This window comes from Oryzomicrobium terrae (assembly GCF_008274805.1).
In the GTDB taxonomy this organism is placed as follows: domain Bacteria; phylum Pseudomonadota; class Gammaproteobacteria; order Burkholderiales; family Rhodocyclaceae; genus Oryzomicrobium; species Oryzomicrobium terrae.
The window spans coordinates 378,045-394,896 of the sequence record NZ_CP022579.1; the positions used below are offsets into that span (position 1 = coordinate 378,045).

General features: G+C 67.0%; 16 protein-coding genes. 7 read left to right on the forward strand and 9 right to left on the reverse strand.

Annotation, left to right across the window (positions count from 1 at the left end):
• The first annotated feature begins 125 nt into the window (after positions 1-125).
• Complete coding sequence (gene ettA / locus OTERR_RS01710; RefSeq protein WP_149424662.1) at positions 126-1,790, forward strand: energy-dependent translational throttle protein EttA; 1,665 nt, start codon at positions 126-128, stop codon at positions 1,788-1,790.
• 83 nt (positions 1,791-1,873) lie between these two features.
• On the opposite strand, the gene OTERR_RS01715 is transcribed toward ettA, so the two are convergent.
• From OTERR_RS01715 to OTERR_RS01725, 3 genes are all read right to left on the reverse strand, one after another.
• Positions 1,874-2,581 (reverse strand): phosphatase PAP2 family protein, encoded by a 708-nt coding sequence (locus OTERR_RS01715; RefSeq protein WP_246154263.1) that lies wholly within the window; start codon positions 2,579-2,581, stop codon positions 1,874-1,876.
• Positions 2,578-3,033 carry an HIT family protein gene (locus OTERR_RS01720; protein ID WP_149424663.1) on the reverse strand — a complete coding sequence of 152 codons (456 nt, stop codon included), beginning with the start codon at positions 3,031-3,033 and terminating at the stop codon, positions 2,578-2,580. Before OTERR_RS01720 ends, OTERR_RS01715 begins: the two co-directional genes overlap by 4 nt.
• A gap of 189 nt (positions 3,034-3,222) precedes the next feature.
• Entirely contained in the window at positions 3,223-3,507 is a 285-nt protein-coding gene (locus tag OTERR_RS01725; protein WP_054619591.1) for a hypothetical protein, read from the reverse strand.
• Between the two features lie 400 nt (positions 3,508-3,907).
• Here OTERR_RS01725 and OTERR_RS01730 point away from each other — a divergent pair, with 400 nt between their 5' ends.
• The gene (locus tag OTERR_RS01730) at positions 3,908-4,942 is read left to right on the forward strand and encodes an acyltransferase family protein (RefSeq protein ID WP_223115983.1); all 1,035 of its coding nucleotides are present in this window, start codon (positions 3,908-3,910) and stop codon (positions 4,940-4,942) included.
• 162 nt (positions 4,943-5,104) lie between these two features.
• Positions 5,105-7,042: a peptidase U32 family protein gene (locus OTERR_RS01735; protein ID WP_149424664.1), complete on the forward strand. Its 1,938-nt coding sequence runs from the start codon at positions 5,105-5,107 to the stop codon at positions 7,040-7,042.
• A 104-nt stretch (positions 7,043-7,146) separates the two neighbouring features.
• On the opposite strand, the gene OTERR_RS01740 is transcribed toward OTERR_RS01735, so the two are convergent.
• A complete protein-coding gene (locus OTERR_RS01740) occupies positions 7,147-7,356 on the reverse strand; it encodes a SlyX family protein (RefSeq protein ID WP_054619589.1) in 210 nt (69 codons plus the stop codon).
• A 197-nt stretch (positions 7,357-7,553) separates the two neighbouring features.
• A complete protein-coding gene (locus OTERR_RS01745; protein WP_149424665.1) occupies positions 7,554-8,075 on the reverse strand; it encodes a hypothetical protein in 522 nt (173 codons plus the stop codon).
• A gap of 409 nt (positions 8,076-8,484) precedes the next feature.
• Here OTERR_RS01745 and OTERR_RS01750 point away from each other — a divergent pair, with 409 nt between their 5' ends.
• The 4 genes from OTERR_RS01750 to OTERR_RS01765 all read left to right on the forward strand — a co-directional run bounded on the left by OTERR_RS01750 (position 8,485) and on the right by OTERR_RS01765 (position 13,266).
• On the forward strand, positions 8,485-9,522 hold the full coding sequence (locus tag OTERR_RS01750) for an extracellular solute-binding protein (protein WP_149424666.1): 1,038 nt from the start codon (positions 8,485-8,487) through the stop codon (positions 9,520-9,522).
• Positions 9,522-11,342, forward strand: coding sequence for a GGDEF domain-containing protein (locus tag OTERR_RS01755; protein ID WP_149424667.1), 1,821 nt, complete (start codon positions 9,522-9,524; stop codon positions 11,340-11,342). Before OTERR_RS01750 ends, OTERR_RS01755 begins: the two co-directional genes overlap by 1 nt.
• Before the next feature lie 74 nt (positions 11,343-11,416).
• Positions 11,417-12,034, forward strand: coding sequence for a YitT family protein (locus OTERR_RS01760; RefSeq protein WP_149424668.1), 618 nt, complete (start codon positions 11,417-11,419; stop codon positions 12,032-12,034).
• Between the two features lie 101 nt (positions 12,035-12,135).
• Positions 12,136-13,266: a GGDEF domain-containing protein gene (locus OTERR_RS01765; RefSeq protein ID WP_149424669.1), complete on the forward strand. Its 1,131-nt coding sequence runs from the start codon at positions 12,136-12,138 to the stop codon at positions 13,264-13,266.
• 39 nt (positions 13,267-13,305) lie between these two features.
• Here OTERR_RS01765 and OTERR_RS01770 read toward each other — a convergent pair whose 3' ends face one another.
• From OTERR_RS01770 to OTERR_RS01785, 4 genes are all read right to left on the reverse strand, one after another.
• Positions 13,306-14,244 (reverse strand): lysophospholipid acyltransferase family protein, encoded by a 939-nt coding sequence (locus OTERR_RS01770; protein WP_149424670.1) that lies wholly within the window; start codon positions 14,242-14,244, stop codon positions 13,306-13,308.
• Entirely contained in the window at positions 14,241-15,059 is an 819-nt protein-coding gene (locus tag OTERR_RS01775) for a GNAT family N-acetyltransferase (RefSeq protein ID WP_082396588.1), read from the reverse strand. The genes OTERR_RS01770 and OTERR_RS01775 overlap by 4 nt, the downstream gene beginning before the upstream one ends.
• 166 nt (positions 15,060-15,225) lie before the next feature.
• Positions 15,226-15,705: an outer membrane lipoprotein gene (locus OTERR_RS01780; protein WP_054620271.1), complete on the reverse strand. Its 480-nt coding sequence runs from the start codon at positions 15,703-15,705 to the stop codon at positions 15,226-15,228.
• 58 nt (positions 15,706-15,763) lie between these two features.
• Positions 15,764-16,699: a carbohydrate kinase family protein gene (locus OTERR_RS01785; protein WP_149424671.1), complete on the reverse strand. Its 936-nt coding sequence runs from the start codon at positions 16,697-16,699 to the stop codon at positions 15,764-15,766.
• Positions 16,700-16,852 lie beyond the last annotated feature (153 nt).

The following is a 16,852-nucleotide window of genomic DNA, read 5'->3' on the forward strand; positions in this document are numbered from 1 at the left end:
TGGTGGTGTTGGGGGCGCGGTATCGGTGCGCGCACCGCGCGGGGCCGCCCGGGGCGTGCCGGGGTGAATCCCCCGCCGCTTTCCTCCATAATCCCCGCCTTTCACGCATCAACCGGAAATCCGCAATGGCCCAATACGTGATGTCGATGCTCCGCGTGAGCAAGGTCGTGCCGCCCAAGCGGCAAATCATCAAGGACATTTCCCTGTCCTTCTTCCCTGGCGCCAAGATCGGCCTGCTCGGCCTCAACGGCGCCGGCAAATCCACGGTGCTGCGCATCATGGCCGGCGTGGACAAGGAATACGAGGGCGAGGTGCAGCACTTGGCCGGCGTGCGCATCGGCTACCTGCCCCAGGAGCCCCAGCTCGACCCGACCAAGACGGTCAAGGAAGAAGTCGAATCCGGCCTGGGCGAGCTGCTCGAAGCGCGCCAGAAGCTCGAAGAGATCTACGCCGCCTACGCCGAGCCCGACGCCGACTTCGACAAGCTGGCCGAGGAGCAGGCCCGCTACGAGGCGATCATCGCCACCGCCGGCAGCGACGTGGAAAACCAGATGGAAATCGCCGCCGACGCCCTGCGCCTGCCGCCCTGGGATGCCACCATCGGGCACCTGTCCGGCGGCGAGAAGCGTCGCGTCGCCCTGTGCAAGCTGCTGCTGTCCAAGCCGGACATGCTGCTGCTCGACGAACCGACCAACCACCTGGACGCCGAGTCGGTGGAATGGCTGGAACAGTTCCTCACCCGCTTCCCCGGCACCGTGGTGGCGGTGACCCACGACCGCTACTTCCTCGACAACGCCGCCGAGTGGATCCTCGAACTCGACCGGGGTCACGGCATCCCCTGGAAGGGTAACTACTCCAGTTGGCTGGAGCAGAAGGAGGCTCGCCTGGAGCAGGAGCAGAAGCAGGTGGACGCCCACATGAAGGCGATGAAGCAGGAACTGGAGTGGGTGCGCTCCAACCCCAAGGCCCGCCAGGCCAAGAGCAAGGCCCGTCTGTCGCGCTTCGAGGAGCTGTCCTCGGTGGAGCACCAGAAGCGCAACGAGACCCAGGAAATCTTCATCCCCGTGGCCGAGCGCCTGGGCGACAAGGTGATCGAGTTCAACGGCGTCACCAAGGCCTTCGGCGACAAGCTGCTGATGGACAACCTGAGCTTTGCCATCCCGCCCGGAGCCATCGTCGGCATCATCGGCCCCAACGGTGCCGGTAAATCGACCCTGTTCAAGATGATCACCGGCCAGCAGCAGCCCGATTCCGGCGAAGTGGTGGTGGGGCCCACCGTGCAGATGGCCTACGTGGACCAGAGCCGGGACTGCCTCGACGGCAGCAAGACCGTCTTCGACGAACTGGCCGAAGGCCGCGACATCCTGCAGATCGGCAAGTTCGAGATGCCCAGCCGGGCCTACATCGGTCGCTTCAACTTCAAGGGCGGCGACCAGCAGAAGCTGGTGGGCAACCTCTCCGGCGGCGAACGGGGCCGGCTGCACCTGGCCAAGACCCTGATGGCCGGCGGCAACGTGCTGCTGCTCGACGAACCCTCCAACGACCTGGACGTGGAAACCCTGCGCGCCCTGGAGGACGCCCTGCTCGAATTCGCCGGCTGCGCCCTGGTGATCTCCCACGACCGCTGGTTCCTCGACCGCATCTGCACCCACATTCTGGCGGCCGAGGGCGATTCGCAATGGACCTTCTTCCCGGGCAACTACCAGGAATACGAAGAGGACAAGCGCAAGCGCCTGGGCGAAGAGGGCGCCAAGCCCAAGCGCATCCGCTACAAGCCGATCAGCCGCTGATCGCGCCAGTACGCAGACGTTGCAACAAAAAACCCGCCAGTTGGCGGGTTTTTTGTTTGGGTCTGTTTGAGTTGGAACAAGGTCTATGGTCGGTAGCGGGCCAGCCGGTCGGCGCAGGCGCGCAGCGACAGCAGGCCGGCCACACCGCCCAGGGCGATGCCGGCCAGCATGTCCACCGCCACGTGCTGCTTGGTCGCCAGGGTTGAGTAGGCGATGGCCAGGCACCACAACCAGTTGGCGGCGTTGAGCCAGGCCGGGGCGGCGATGCGGCGCAGCAGGGCTTGCAGCCAGCAGGCGGAGAACACGGCGGTGGCCACGTGCAGGGACGGACAGGCATTGCCGGCGGCGTCCATGCCCTTCATGAAGGCGAAGCCCGGGTATTGGCCCCAGTCGATGTTGGCCGGGGGCACGGCGGTGGGCCAGAGGTAGAAGCAGGCCAGGCCGGACAGGCAGAGCAGGGCGGCGGCGAGGCCGAAGCTGGCCAGCTCGGCTACGGTGAACAACAACAGGGTGGGCAGGGAGACGTACACCCACAGGGAGACATACACCGGCAGGGCCAGGGTGTGCACGCCGACGGCCTGGTCCAGCCACAGCAGGGGCATTTCGGTGACGGCGCCGCTGGGGTTCTTCAGCAGATGCACGTAGGCGGTGAAGAACAGGGTGATGAACACGGTGGTCCCGGATGCCTTCAGCCACCATAGGCGAAACATGGCGTACAGCAGCGGCCGGCCGCGCAGGCCGGCCAGGGGGGCGGCCTGGGGCGCAAGGAAAGGGGCGTCGCGACGCATCATGCCGCCGGTGCGGTGCCGAGGGTGGTGCGCAGACGGGCGGCGTAGTCTTCCAGGGTGGCCCGGGGCGGGTCTTTGCGCGGCCAGCTGAGTTCGATGCCGTCGTCGCCGTGGCGAGGCAGGACGTGGATGTGGAAATGGAATACGGTCTGGTTACCTTCGACCCCGTTGGCCTGGAACAGGCTTAGGCCCGGCGGGTCGAAGGTGTCGCGGATGGCGTGGGCGACGCGTTGGGCGGTGCGCATGGCGGCGGCCGCCTCGTCGGGCGTCAGGTCGAACAGGGTGGCGGCGTGGCGCTTGATCGCCACCAGCACGTGACCCGGGTTAACCTGGCCGATGTCGAGGAAGGCGATGGTCTGGTCGTCTTCATAGACCGTGGAAGCGGGAATCTCGCCGGCCACCAGGCGGCAGAAAATGCACTGCCCCGGGGGGGAGGTGTCGACGAACATCGGCATGGAGTCTCTCCTGTGCGTGCTGGGCCGTGGGCCAAAGACGCGAGCATAAAGGAGAGTGGCGCTCTGCGGCTATGGTTGCGCCGGGGCATGAGGTGCCTGCTCAAGCGCAAAGGCCCGCCAAAGGGCGGGCCTGATGCCGTGTTGGCGGCGGACCGGGGCGGCGGGTGGTGCCCGCCGCGGCGGCGCAGCTTAGTGTTCGGCCTTGAGGCTGGCGGCGAAGACGGCTTCGCTGCGCTCGGGGAATTCGTAGGCGGCGAAGGTGCGGTGGATTTCCGCGCTGTTCACGCCGTTGCCCTGATCCTGGAAGCGGATGCCGATCTGGCGGCCGTTGGAGGCCAGGGTGGTGAAGGCATAGCGCCAACGTTGGGCTTCGGCCAGCCGTTCACGCAGTTCCTGTTCGTTGCTGATGACGACACCGGCGCGTTTCAGGGAATCCAGAAAGTCGTCGAAGGATTCGTTGCTAAGGCTGCCCATTGCTATCTCCGTTGGATGTGCGGTGATCATTCACCATGCCGCCAATAACGCGGCAATGACGTAGGAAGTTGACTGAAAATTTACGTTGACCGATCCGACAGTCGGTCGCGCATGGTCGAGATGGCGGCAAATAACAGCCGGTTCGCTGCCCAATGCCTGGACTTCGCTGTCAGATGTCTGCATAATTCCGCGCCAAAACAATGTGTTGCAAAACGTAAATGGCGTTTTCAGGCCCTGCCGGGACGGCGCATCATTCGTCCTGTGGATTGATCGCCATGTTTTCACTGCGCTCCCGTTCCATTCCCGAATTCAAGACTTTCCCCGCCGCGAGGCCGCTGGCGGGCCGTTGCCGTTTTTTCTCCCCATGAACGCCGCAAATGTTTCTTCCTCCGGAGGCCCCGTGAGTCCCTCCCCCCGGCGGATGCCCTTGATCGATGCCTTCAAGGCCATCGCGTCCCAGTTGATCGTCCTGCATCACCTGTCCAGCTACGGTCCCCTGTCCGAATCGGCCCGGGAACTGGCGCCCCAGCTGCTCGACTGGATGTACGACTACGCCCGGGTGGCGGTGCAGGTGTTTCTCGTCATCGGCGGCTTCCTGGCCGCCAAGGGGCTGGCGCCCCAGGGCGAATCGGTGGTGCAACAGCCTCTAGCGCTGATCTGGAAGCGCTATCGCCGCCTGGTGCTGCCCTACTTGGCGGCCCTGGGGGTGGGCATCACCTGTGCCGCCCTGGTGCGCCTGTGGCTGTGGGACGGCTGGGTGCCTTCGGCGCCGACCCTGCCGCAACTGGCGGCCCACGCTCTGCTGCTGCATAGCGTGCTCGACCAGGAGGCCTTGTCGGCCGGGGTCTGGTACGTCGCCATCGATTTCCAGCTGTTCGCCCTGATGGTCCTGACCCTGTGGCTGTCCGGCAAGGCCGGGGCTCTGGCCGGCCAGGTGCGCCGCCTGACTCCGGTGCTGGTGGGTGTGCTGGCGGTAGCCTCCCTGTTCCACTTCAACCGCAACGAAGTGTGGGACGAGTGGGCCATTTACTTCTTTGGCTCCTACGCCATGGGCGCCTTGGCCTACTGGGCTGCCGACGACGACCGTTCGCCCCTATGGTTGGGGGTGCTGGCGGCCATCGTGATCGGCGCCCTGGTGATCGATTTCCGCCTGCGCATCGCCGTCGCCCTGGCGGTGGCCCTGGCCCTCGGCGTGGGGCGGCGCACCGGTGCCCTGGAAGCCTGGCTGGACGTGCGTCCCCTGGCCTACCTGGGCAAGATTTCCTACTCGGTGTTCCTCTTCCATTTCCCGGTGGTGATGGTCATGAACGCCGTGATTCCCCACCTGGTGCCGCGCAACCCCACCGCCAGCGCCATCGGCCTGGTTCTGGCCTGGGGCGTCAGCGTCGCCGCCGGCGCCTTCTTCTTCCGTTTGGTGGAAAGCCGGGTGCGCTGATTACCGCCTCCCCCGGCCCACTGCGTGCCGTGCGGGCCTAGTCCTAGGCTGGTACCCTGTCGGCCGGTCCCTCATGGACCGGCCGTTTTCCATTTGTCGCCCTGTCCCGGCCCGGGCCCTGCCCGCCCGGGGGTTTTGCCCCGATTGCTCCCGATGTCCGCCATGTCCGCTCCTTTCTCCGCCCCGGCCGCCGCACCGCGCCGCCACCTCGAACTGCTCGCCCCGGCCAAGAACGCCGATTTCGGCATCGAAGCCATCAACCACGGGGCGGACGCGGTGTACATCGGCGGTCCCGCCTTCGGTGCCCGCTCGAATGCCGGCAACAGCGTGGCCGACATCGCCCGGCTGGCCGCCCACGCCCACCGCTACAACGCCCGGGTGCTGGTGGCGCTCAACACCATCCTGCGCGACGATGAGCTGGAGCCGGCCCGGCGCCTGGCCTGGCAGATGTACGAGGCCGGTGCCGACGCCCTCATCCTCCAGGACATGGGGTTGCTGGAACTGGACCTGCCGCCGATCCAGCTGCACGCCAGCACCCAGACCGACATCCGCAGCGTGGACAAGGCCCGCTTCCTTCAGGACGTGGGTTTTTCCCAGATCGTTCTGGCCCGAGAGCTGACCCTCAAGCAGATAGAGAAGATCACCGCCGGCACCGACGTGGCCCTGGAATTTTTCGTGCACGGCGCCCTGTGCGTCGCCTACAGCGGCCAGTGCTACATCAGCCACGCCCACACCGGCCGTTCCGCCAACCGGGGCGACTGCTCCCAGGCCTGCCGCCTGCCCTACGATCTGGAAGGGGCCGACGGCCAGCTGATCGCCCAGGATAAGCACCTGCTGTCGATGAAGGACAACGACCAGTCGGCCAACCTGCGCGCCCTGGCCGATGCCGGCATCTCCTCGTTCAAGATCGAGGGGCGGCTCAAGGACCTGTCCTACGTCAAGAACATCACCGCCCACTACCGCACCCTGCTCGACGGCATCATGGAAGAAGCGCCTCAGTACCGGCGCAGTTCCGCCGGCCGTTGCACCTTCTTCTTCACCCCCCAGCCGGACAAGACCTTCAACCGGGGTTCCACCGACTATTTCGTGAACGACCGCCAGCACGGCATCGGCGCCTTCGATACCCCCAAGTTCTCCGGTACCCGCATCGGCACCGTTGGCGAAGTCGGCCTGGGCTGGTTCGTCGCCGAGGTCGATGCGGGAATCGAGCCGCTGCACAACGGCGACGGCCTGTCGTTCTTCGACAGCGAGCAGGAATTGGTCGGGGTGCGCATCAACCGGGCCGAGCCGCTGGCCAGCGGCCAGTCGTCTTCCCGGTTGTATCGCCTCTTCGTCAGCGAGGTGCCCGAGGCTCTGCAAACCGGGCAAGTCCTTTACCGCAACCGGGATCAGGCCTTCGAACGGGCCCTGGAAAAGAAATCCGCCGAGCGGCGGGTGGCGGTGCGCATGCACTTCACCGAGACCGCCGACGGCTTCGCCCTGGTGCTGGCCGACGAGGACGGCGTCACCACCACTGCCCGGGTGGTCCATGCCCACGAACCCGCCCAGAACGGTGAACGCGCCCTGGCCAGCATCCGCGAGCACCTGGGCAAGCTGGGCACGACCTTGTACGCGGCAGCCGAGGCGGACATCGCCCTGGACCTGGCCCAACCCTGGTTCATCCCTGCTGGGGTGTTAAACGGCCTGCGCCGGGATGCCGTGGCGGCCCTCGACGCGGCCCGCGCTGCTGCCTACCGGCGTCCGCCCCGGGCGGCGGCGGTGGAGCCGCCGGTGCCCTACCCGGACGACGAGCTCACTTACCTGGGCAACGTGTACAACGACCAGGCCCGGGCCTTCTACGCCAAGCATGGCGTGCGGCTGATCGAATCGGCCTACGAGGCCAACGAGGAAACCGGGGCGGTGTCGCTGATGATCACCAAGCACTGCCTGCGCCACGACTTCAACCTGTGCCCGAAGGAAGTGAAGGGCATCAAGGCCGATCCCCTGACCCTGATCAACAACAACGAGCGGCTGACCCTGCGCTTCGACTGCGTCAAATGCGAGATGCACGTGGTCGGCAAGCTGCGCAAGAACCGGGTGATCTCCCTGGTCGCCCGCTGAGGGTGGGGGCGTGGTGGGGCGCTGCCGGCACGCGGCCGGTCTGATGGCCTGACGATCTGAGGAAGGGGCTGCCGGCGGCGGCGCCGGACCCGGCCCTCCACCAATCAATAGTGGGGCGGGATCTCGTCGCGCAGGTTACGCCCCTCGCCGGGGCCAGCGGCCTGGACCTGCTGGTGCAGTTCGCGCAGCTGGCGTTGCAGCAGCTCGATCTGTTCTTGCTGGCGGAACACGGTCAGGTTGAGGGTTTCCAGCAGATCTTCGGCGTAGGCGAGCTTGATTTCCAGTTCGTTCAGGCGGGTGTGGTCGGCATCCATGGCAGCTCCGGGTGTTCTTGCGGCGGGCTGGGATTGTAGCGCCTGAGCGGGGGCGGTACGGCCCTAGCGTGCTTGGCAGTGCTCGGGATTGTCGCGTCAGGAGAGGATGCCGCCTGAGGACACCACCCCGTGGCGGCAATTCTTGCCGCCGCCCCGGGCGATGAGCACCAGGGCTGGCCCCGTGGCCGGAGGCGAGCTTAGGCGAGCAGGCCGGTGGCCGACTTGTAATCGTTGGGCAGGCGGGCGTTGAACGCCTGGAGCTTGTCGTAGATTTCGGCCGGCGGGGTGCCCTTGGCCCGTTCGGTTTCATAGAGCGCGATGCGCTGTTGCCGCACCGCCGAAATCTGGCTGTCCATGGACACCTGATAGGACGTATCGGTGACCGGAGTTCCGTTGGCAAAGCGGGTGTTGGCCCAGTTGTTCTTGTCGGTGCGCACCGCCAGGGCCTCCTGGCCGTAGGCCAGTTGCTGGGCCAGTTGGCTGGCCAGGACCGGGTCGTTTTGCGCTGCCGTGCGCAGCTTTTCCTTGTCCTGCTCCAGGTCCTTGACCCGTTGCAGGGCCGCCTTGGCGTCGGCGCTGATGGAAATACGCGCCGACGGGGTGGCGCTGTCGCCGCTGACGCTGTCGGCCACCGCGCCAACCGCCGAGGCGATGCCGGATACCACCGAGGACACGGCGCGCACGCCGACGCCGGCCAAGAGACTCGCAGTGCTGAACATGACGGAACCCCGAAAATAATCGGGAACTGTTCAGCAACGTCCGTGCCAGAGTAAAGGAATACGCCTTCGGCATAGCAATTCGCGCCGCGCCAACGGGGTTTTCTCCCAGGTGCTACCTGGAAATCCGCGCCATTGCTTGCTCTGCGAGGAGCCACCTTGGAGACCCGCGTCGATACTGGTTCTCCAAAGGGGCAGCCACGGGATCGAGGCGGGGCGCGGCGTTGCGCCAAGGTGGCAAAAACTGCCGGGTTTCCGGTGACTACGGGATAACATTTGACCAAAAATCGGCGATGATGCCGGCACAACAACAGGCTGCGACCCGAATGCCACGGGAGCGGCCACTCGCTTTCGAGTCCCCCCGACAATGCCGCTCCCAAGGTTGAATAGCCTCCTCGCCCATGGCGCCAGCATGGCCCGCGCCGTGGCCGTGCTGGCCGCCCTGGCGCTCCTGCCGTTCGCCCCGCCGGCGGCCGCCCAGACCAAGGAAACCCTGCGGGTCCTGGCGTGGCCGGGCTATGCCGATACCGACTTGGTCCGGGTGTTCGAGCGGCGCTACGGCGTGCACGTCGAGATCACCCTGGTGGACTCGGACGATGCCCTGTGGGACCGGTTGCGTGCCAATCGGGGCGCGGATTTCGACGTGTTCGCCGCCAATACCGCCGAACTGCGCCGCATCATCGACGAAGGCCTGGCCCAGCCCCTGGACCTGGCCCTGATCAGCAACGTCAGCCGGCAACTGCCCCGCTTCCGCGACCTGTCGTCCCTGCCCGGGGTGGTGCGGCGCGGCCAGGTCTATGCCATTCCCTACACCTATGGGGAAATGGGCCTGATCTACGACCGCAAGCTGGTGCCCGAGGCGCCGACGTCCCTGACCGCCCTGTGGGACCCGCGCTTCCAGGGGCGTGTGCTCGCCTACAACGGCAGCAGCCACAACTTCTCCCTGGCCGCCATGTCCCTGGGCAGCAAGACGCCGTTCCGCATTGCCCCGGCCGAGACCCGCAAGATGATCGAACGCCTGGTGGCCCTGCGCCGCAACGTCCGTACCTTCTACACCTCGCCGGAAGAGTCCGTGGAGCTGTTCCGGGAAAACCGGGTAGCCCTGATGTTCGCCAACTATGGCGTGCAGCAGCTGCAACTGCTGCAAAAAGCCGGGCTGGATGTGGGTTACGTCATTCCCCGCGAAGGGGCGCTGGCCTGGCTGGATTGCTGGGCCATCACCCGGGGGGCGCGTAACCGGCGCCTGGCCGAGCAATGGATCAACTACACCCTGGAAGAGCCGGTCAGCACGGCCTTGACCGAGCGCCAGGGGTTGGCCAACACGCTGCACGAACCGGCCCACCTGGCCGAGGGCGCCCGTCTGTTCTGGCTGGAGCCGGTGGAGGACGCGGAGCGTCGGGCGGCCCTGTGGCGGCGGATCATCGCCGGCGATCCGCCGGAGCGCTTTTGATGCCCTGGCCCGCCCTGCGCCTGCCGCGTATCGGCATCGGCCTCAAGCTGGGCCTGTTGCTGGCCAGCTTCGCCATTCTGGCGGCCGGCCTGACCGGCTACTACTCCTACAGCCAGAGCCGTGCCCTGCTGGTGAGCGCGGCCGAACGGGAGCTGATGACTGCCACCCAGGTGTTGGGGCGGCGCCTGGTGGTGAGCCTGGCCCGCGTCGCGGACGACGTGCGTCTGCTGACCCAGGAACCGGCCACCCGGCGCATCGTTTCAGGCGGCCGGGGTGAGACCGGCGCCGCCCAGGACAGCCTGGCGGAGACGTTTGCCGCCATGCTGCGGGTCCATCCCGAGTATTTCCAGGTGCGGCTGATCGGTGCCGCCCAGCACGGCCGCGAGGTGGTCCGGGTGGATCGGGACGATGCCCGGCTGGTACGGGTGACGGGGGAACTGCTCCAGGAAAAGGGCTACTACCCCTACGTCTTTCGCACCCTGGAGCTGCCCGGGGGCCAGGTGTACCTGTCGCCCATCGTCATCAACCACGAACAAGGTGCCCATTCCGGACTGAACAAACCGTCGCTGCAGGTGGCTTCGCCGGTGCTCGGCCGCGACGGCAAAGTGTGGGGGCTGGTGGTCATCAACATTGACGTCAATGGCCTGTTCGAGCTGCTCAAGACCGATCTGCCCGACGATTTCTGGCTGTACCTGACCAACGAACGGGGCGATTTCCTGATCCATCCCCAGGCCGACCTGGCCTTCGGCTTCGACCGGGGGCGGCGGGTTCTGGTCCAGGACACCTATCCGGCGGTGCAGGCCCTGCTCGACCACCGGGCCAAGAGCCTCGTCACCCGCGCCGAGCAGACCGTCGGCCCCGTACCGACGGATGCGGTGGCCGCCTTCGTTCGCCTCTCCGTGGGCGATCCTGCCGAGGGACGCTTCCTCGTGCTCGGCCTGTCCCAGCCCCTCGGCAACATCCTGCACGATGTCCAGCAGCTCGGGCGCACCACCTGGCAACTGGTGCTCGGTTTCAGCCTGCTCGCCTTGCTGATGGCCGGGCCCGTGTCCCGGGCGGTGATCCGGCCGGTGAACATGCTGGTGGCGGCCGCCCAGCGCTTTTCCCGGGAGCACGTCATGGGCGAGTTGCCGGTGGCGCGCCGTGACGAGTTCGGCCTGCTGGCGCGCAGCTTCCAGGAGATGCAGACCCAAATCGGCGCCCACCTCGACGAGCTGTACGCCAGCCGCAGCCAGCTCGACCACCTGGCCCGTCACGACCCCCTCACCGGCCTGCCCAACCGGCGCCTGTTCGCCGAGCGGCTGGAACACGCCGTGGCCGCGGCGCGACGCAAGAACGAAGCCCTGGCGGTACTGTTCATCGACCTGGACCGTTTCAAGGAAATCAACGATACCCTGGGCCACGCGGTAGGCGACCTGGTGCTCAAGGAAACGGCCCAGTTGCTGCGCTCGGCGGTACGGGAGGTGGATACGGTAGCGCGCTTGGGCGGCGACGAATTCGTCATCCTGTTCGACGTGGTGGACGATCCGCGTCATGTGGCCGGGGTGGCGGAAAAGCTGCTGCAGCGGTTCCAGTCGCCGCTCCACGTGGCCGGGCGGGACCTGACCGTCCACGCCAGCATGGGCATCAGCCTCTACCCGGAGGACGGCAACGACGCCAACGCCCTGATCCATTCCGCCGACATCGCCATGTACCGGGCCAAGCACCAGGGGCGCAACACCTTCCGCTTCCATGAGACCCTGCGCTCCCACGCCGCGGACACCCCGGGTCCGAGCGACGTCACGCCGGAACCGGCCCAGCCGACCCCTGCCGTAGAATAGCGCCGGCTCCGCCACCGGGTCGGGCCCGTGCCCGTTACCCGAGCCTTCCCTCCGCCTCCGGCCCGTCTTTCCCCATGCCTACCGCCGCAACCCAACCCGTCGTCCGCCATACCCTGCTCGAGGATGTCCAGGCGCTCCTCATCGGTCCCCTGTTCGTCGCCCTTTCGGTGGTCCTGTTCCGCCACGCCGGGCTGCTCACTGGCGGCACCGCCGGTCTGGCCTTTCTCGCCCACTACGCCACCGGCCTGGCCTTCGGCCCCCTGTTCTTCCTCATCAACCTGCCGTTCTATTTCTTCGCCGTGCGTGCCCTGGGCTGGGTGTTCACCATCAAGACCTTCATCGCCGTGGCGCTGCTCTCCCTGTACAGCGAACTGCTCCCCAGCCTGATCCATTTCGACGTCCTGAACCCCCTCTTCGCCGGGGTGATGGGGGGCTTTCTCACCGGCATCGGCCTGCTCATCCTGGTGCGCCACAAGGCCAGCCTGGGCGGTCTCGGCGTACTCGCCATCTACCTGCAGGAGACCCGCGGCTGGCGTGCCGGCAAGGTGCAGATGGCGGCCGACCTGGCGATCGTCGGCACCGCATTCCTGGTGCGTTCCCCCGACCTGGTGGCGATCTCGGTGCTTGGCGCCGTGGCACTCAATCTGGTCATTGCGGTCAATCACAAACCGGGGCGCTACGTCGGCATGTGAGATGGGGACGGAGCCGCCTTTGTTATGATGAATGGGTTGTTGTAGTGGCTCCGGCCCCGCAGCGGGTGCCGGTCCGATGGTCCCACCGGTGAGACGCGGCCATGCAGCAGACAGAACAGACCCTGCTGGAACAGATGCATATCAGCGAACTCGACATCGAGTATCGCAAGCAGTTGTTGAATTTCACCGCCGAGCATGCCGCCGCCCTGGCGGCCTGCCTGCCGCTCATCTCTGAGCGTATCGACGCCCTGGTCGATGCCTTCTACCAAGCCCAGACCAGCGTCGACGAGATCGCCCTGCTGATCGGCGACGCCGACACTCTGGGTCGGCTGCGCACCGCCCAGCGGCGCTACATCCTCGACCTGTTCAGCGGGGCCTACGACGTCGATTATGTGAACAACCGCCTGCGCATCGGCATGGTGCACAAACGCATCGGTGTCGAGCCACGCCTCTACCTGGCCGGCATCCACGAGTTGAAGGGGCTGCTGGTGGGGGCACTGCGCCGGGGGCTGGGCGATGGCCCGCAGTGCGCCGCCGTCCTCGACGCTTTGGACAAGCTGGTGATCTTCGATGTCACCCTGGTGTTCGAGACCTACATCCGCAGCCTGGTGGCGGAAATCGAGACGGCCAAGAACAAGTCGGACCGCTACGCCCGCAGTCTGGAAGAAAAGGTCAGCCAGCGAACCCAGCAACTCGAACAGTTGAGCCGCATCGATCCCCTCACCGGCGTCTACAACCGGCGCTATCTGGCCGAGTCCCTGGCCGCCACCCTGCGCGCGGCGCAGCGCCGCGGCGAACCGGTGACCCTGGTCTACCTGGATGTGGATGACTTCAAGGGGATCAACGACAAGTTCGGCCACCCCCGGGGCGACGAGGTGCTGCGCGGCGTCGGCGAAATCCTGCGCAGCATCTGCCGTACCGAGGATCTGAGCTACCGTTACGGCGGGGACGAATTCTGCGTGGTGCTGCCCAATTGCACCGTCGCCGCTGCCGAGGCCGCCTTCTGCCGCCGCCTGGTCCAGCTCATGGCCGAGCAGCTGCCGGGCGTGAGTTTGAGCATCGGTGTGGACCAGACCGGCCCGGAGGACTACGACTTGCCGGAAACCCTGATCAGCCGTGCCGATGCCCGCATGTATCAAGCCAAGCACGCCGCCCGGCAGCAGGCGCCGGACGCGGAGGAATCGGGGGGCGGCGCGGCCGCCGGCCGTCCCGCCGTCGAAGGGGCGCCCTAGGTGCCAGCATCGGCGCGTAGCACAGCCCTGACGGACGCCTCAGTCCGGCGTGAATCCCAGGGCTGCCGCGATCTGGGCGTGGGCGGTACGGGCCAGGGTGCGCCGGTCGGCGTAAGGCGAATCTGCCCCGGTGCTCAGCGGCGGCAGGATCTGCACCCGGGCTATCAGGGTACGTCGTGTCAGGATCGCTGCCAGACACTGACCCATGGTGGTGTCACCGGCATAGGCCGGGGCCAGGCTGGGGCGGCCGTCGGCTTCATGGTAGGAGATCGCCACGGGGATCACCGGCTGCCCCGATTCCACGGCCGGCTGCAATAACGCGCCGTGAAAATGCAGCAGGTGGGTGCCATCGGTCGTGGTGCCTTCCGGAAAGAGGGCCACGTGGGTGCCGGTGCTCATTGTCGCGTCGATTTCCCCGTTAACCACCTTGGCGTGACCCCGGCTGCCGCGGCGCAGAAAGATGGTGTCGGTGTGGGCGGCCAGCCAGCCGATTACCGGCCATTGGCGCACCTCAGCCTTGGAGACGAAGGCGACCGGAGTGGTGGCGTTGAGGGCGTAAATGTCGATCCACGATACATGGTTGGCGACGATCAGCCCGCTAGGCGGCAATACCGCGCCCTCGGCCAGGCGTACGTCCAGGACAAACCCGAGCATGGCCAGCAGCTGCTTGGCCCAGCGCTGCTTGAGCGCCCGGCGGCGGCGCGGCAGGCTCCACGGGTAGACGATGAGCAGGGTCAGCACGCCCTGGAGCAGATGCAGCGCCAGGCGGATGAGCCGAAACAAGCGCACCACCCGGAGGGTGGCGCGCAGGCCGCTGGGCTGGGTGCCGGAGCGCGCAGCGGAATCGGCAGGATGGAGTGGTGGGGCAGGGGCGTTCAGCGGTGGGCTCGCAAAGGCAAAGGTGCTGGGTAAAGCGTTGGGCACGACAGGGACTGCCGCCAGGCGGGGCGTCGAGGCGCCACCGGGACTACCGTTCATGCCCCGCTCTTGAGGAAGTGCTTGGCGTAGCGGGCATCGACCCGGGACATGGGCAGCAGCACCGGCAGGTCGGCGGTGTTGAAGTCCGGATCCCAGGCCGGCTCGCCGCACACCCAGGCGCCGGCGCGCAGGTAGCCTTTGACCAGGGGCGGCACCAGCGCTTCGCTACTGGCGGCGGCTTCGCGGCTCAGGGCGTCCAGGGGCAGGGGAACCCGGGGGAAGACCCGGTATTCCAGGGGTGACATGTGCTCGGTCAGGCGATGATACAACGCCGCGGCGGCGAAGCCCCCGTCGGCCATGGACACCGAAGCGCAGCCGATCAGGTAGTCGTAGCCGTTCTCCAGCATGAAGCGGGACAGGCCGGACCACAGCAGGGTGATGGTGGCGCCGCTGCGGTAGTCGGGATGGACGCAGGAGCGGCCCACTTCCACCAGCTTGGGGCGCAGGTGTTGCAGGCGGGTCAGGTCGAACTCGCCCTCGGTGTAGTAGTTGCCGATCTTGCGCGCGGCCTCGGGGGACAGGATGCGGTAGGTGCCCACCACCTCGCCGCTGTCCTCGTCGCGCACCACCAGGTGCTCGCAATGGGCGTCGAACATGTCCTGGTCAACGCCCGGGGTGCGGCATTGCAGGTTGGCGCCCATTTCCTGGGCGAACACCCGGTAGCGCAGGCGCTGGGCTTCCTCGATCTCGCGGGGGCTGCGGGTCAGGCCGACGCTCAGGTGGCGGCGCTGCCGGGCCGCGTGGCCGGCTTGCTCCAGGGGTGTGGCATCGGCGCCGTGCAACGGGCTGGGGGACGGATTGGCAGGGGTGGTCATGGAGTGCTCCCTCTCGTTTGAGTGGAAGCTACTCTACGGCGCGTCCATGACAGAAGGGTTGCAGCCGCATTAACCGTCGATGACCGAGGCCGTGGCGGTTAACGCAACAAGGGCCCCATAGGGCCCCTGTTGCAGCGCCTGCCCCGTGCGGGGCAGGGCGTGGCAGTTAGTGCGACACCCGGGTGGCGCCGCCGCCGGACAGCACCCGCACCCGGTCGCCCGGAGCGAACTGCTGATCGGCTTCCTGGACCACCGAGATCAGGGAGCCGTTGTCCAGACGCACGGTGATCTCCAGGCCCTGCTTGCGGGTCAGCCCCTCTTCGGCGGCCGCACCGGCCAAGCCCCCGGCCACGGCACCGATGATGCCGCCGATGATCTGGCCCTTGCCGCCGCCGACGTTGCTGCCGGCTACGCCGCCCACCGCGGCGCCGGCCAGACCACCCACCGGGGTCTTGGTGCCTTCGATCTGCACCGGCTTGACGGCCTCGACCACGCCCATGCGCACCACCTGCTCCTGGCGCGCCTGGTCACGGGTGTACACCTCGCCGGAACGGCTCGAGGCGCAGCCGGCGGAAATCAGGGTCAGGCCGCTTACCAGGGCGAGCAGGGCGACGCGGGAAGCGGGAAGGTTGGCAGGGCGTTGCATGGTGGGCTCCTTGGGCGTCCTTGCGCGGAACGGAAAAGAATAGGTCACGCGATTCAGGTTACCAAGGGCGGTAGCCGAATTCCGTGACAAATCGTTGCGCGATGTAATCCCGGGTGAAGTGGTGGTTCTGCGGACCGGCCTGGGCGATCTTGATCGCGCCGAGCAGGGAGGCGAGCCGCCCGGTGGTTTCCCAGTCGAAGCCCGCGGCGATGCCATAGAGCAAGCCGGCCCGGTAGGCATCGCCGCAGCCGGTGGGGTCCACCACTGCCTCGGCCTTGACGCAGGGGATGCTCAGTACCTGGCCGCCGACGTAGATGTCCGAGCCTTCGGCGCCCTTGGTGACGATCAGGGCGGTGACCTTCTGCGCCAGGGCTTCCAGGGGCTGGCCGGTGCGGTCCATCAGCAGCTGGGCCTCGTAGTCGTTGAAGGCGGCGTAGGTGGCCTGGTCGAGGAAGGCGAGCAGGTCGGCGCCGTCGAACATGGGCATGCCCTGGCCCGGGTCGAAAATGAAGGGGGTGCCGGCTTCGGCGAACTGGCGGGCATGCGCGATCATGCCGTCGCGGCCATCCGGGGCGACGATGCCGAGTACCACATCCTTGGCATCGCTCACCCGGTTCTCGTGGGAGAAGCTCATGGCGCCGGGGTGGAAAGCGGTGATCTGGTTATCCGACAGGTCGGTGGTGATGAAGCATTGGGCGGTGTAGCTGCCCGGCACCTGGCGTACGTGGTCCTGAGCCAGGCCCAGGTCGCTGAGGCGCTGCTGGTAAGGGGCGGCGTCGTCGCCCACGGTGGCCATGATCAGGGGCTCGCCGCCGAGCAGCTTGAGGCTGTAGGCGATGTTGCCGGCACAGCCGCCGAATTCCCGGCGCAGCTGGGGCACCAGAAACGACACGTTCAGCATGTGAATCTTGTCGGGCAGGATGTGGTTCTTGAAATGGTCGGGAAAGACCATGATGTTGTCGTAGGCGATGGAGCCGCAGATCAGGGTACGCATAGCGGAAACCGGAGGTGGATTGAATGGTGGATGGGGCGCCAGGCAAGGCCGCCGGAGGCGGCGAAGCGGCGCAAGCCCGCCAGTGTAGCGCGAAAAAAACGGCCCGCCGTTGCCGGCGGGCCGAAGGGTATTCCCGAGAGACTTGCGCTGCGC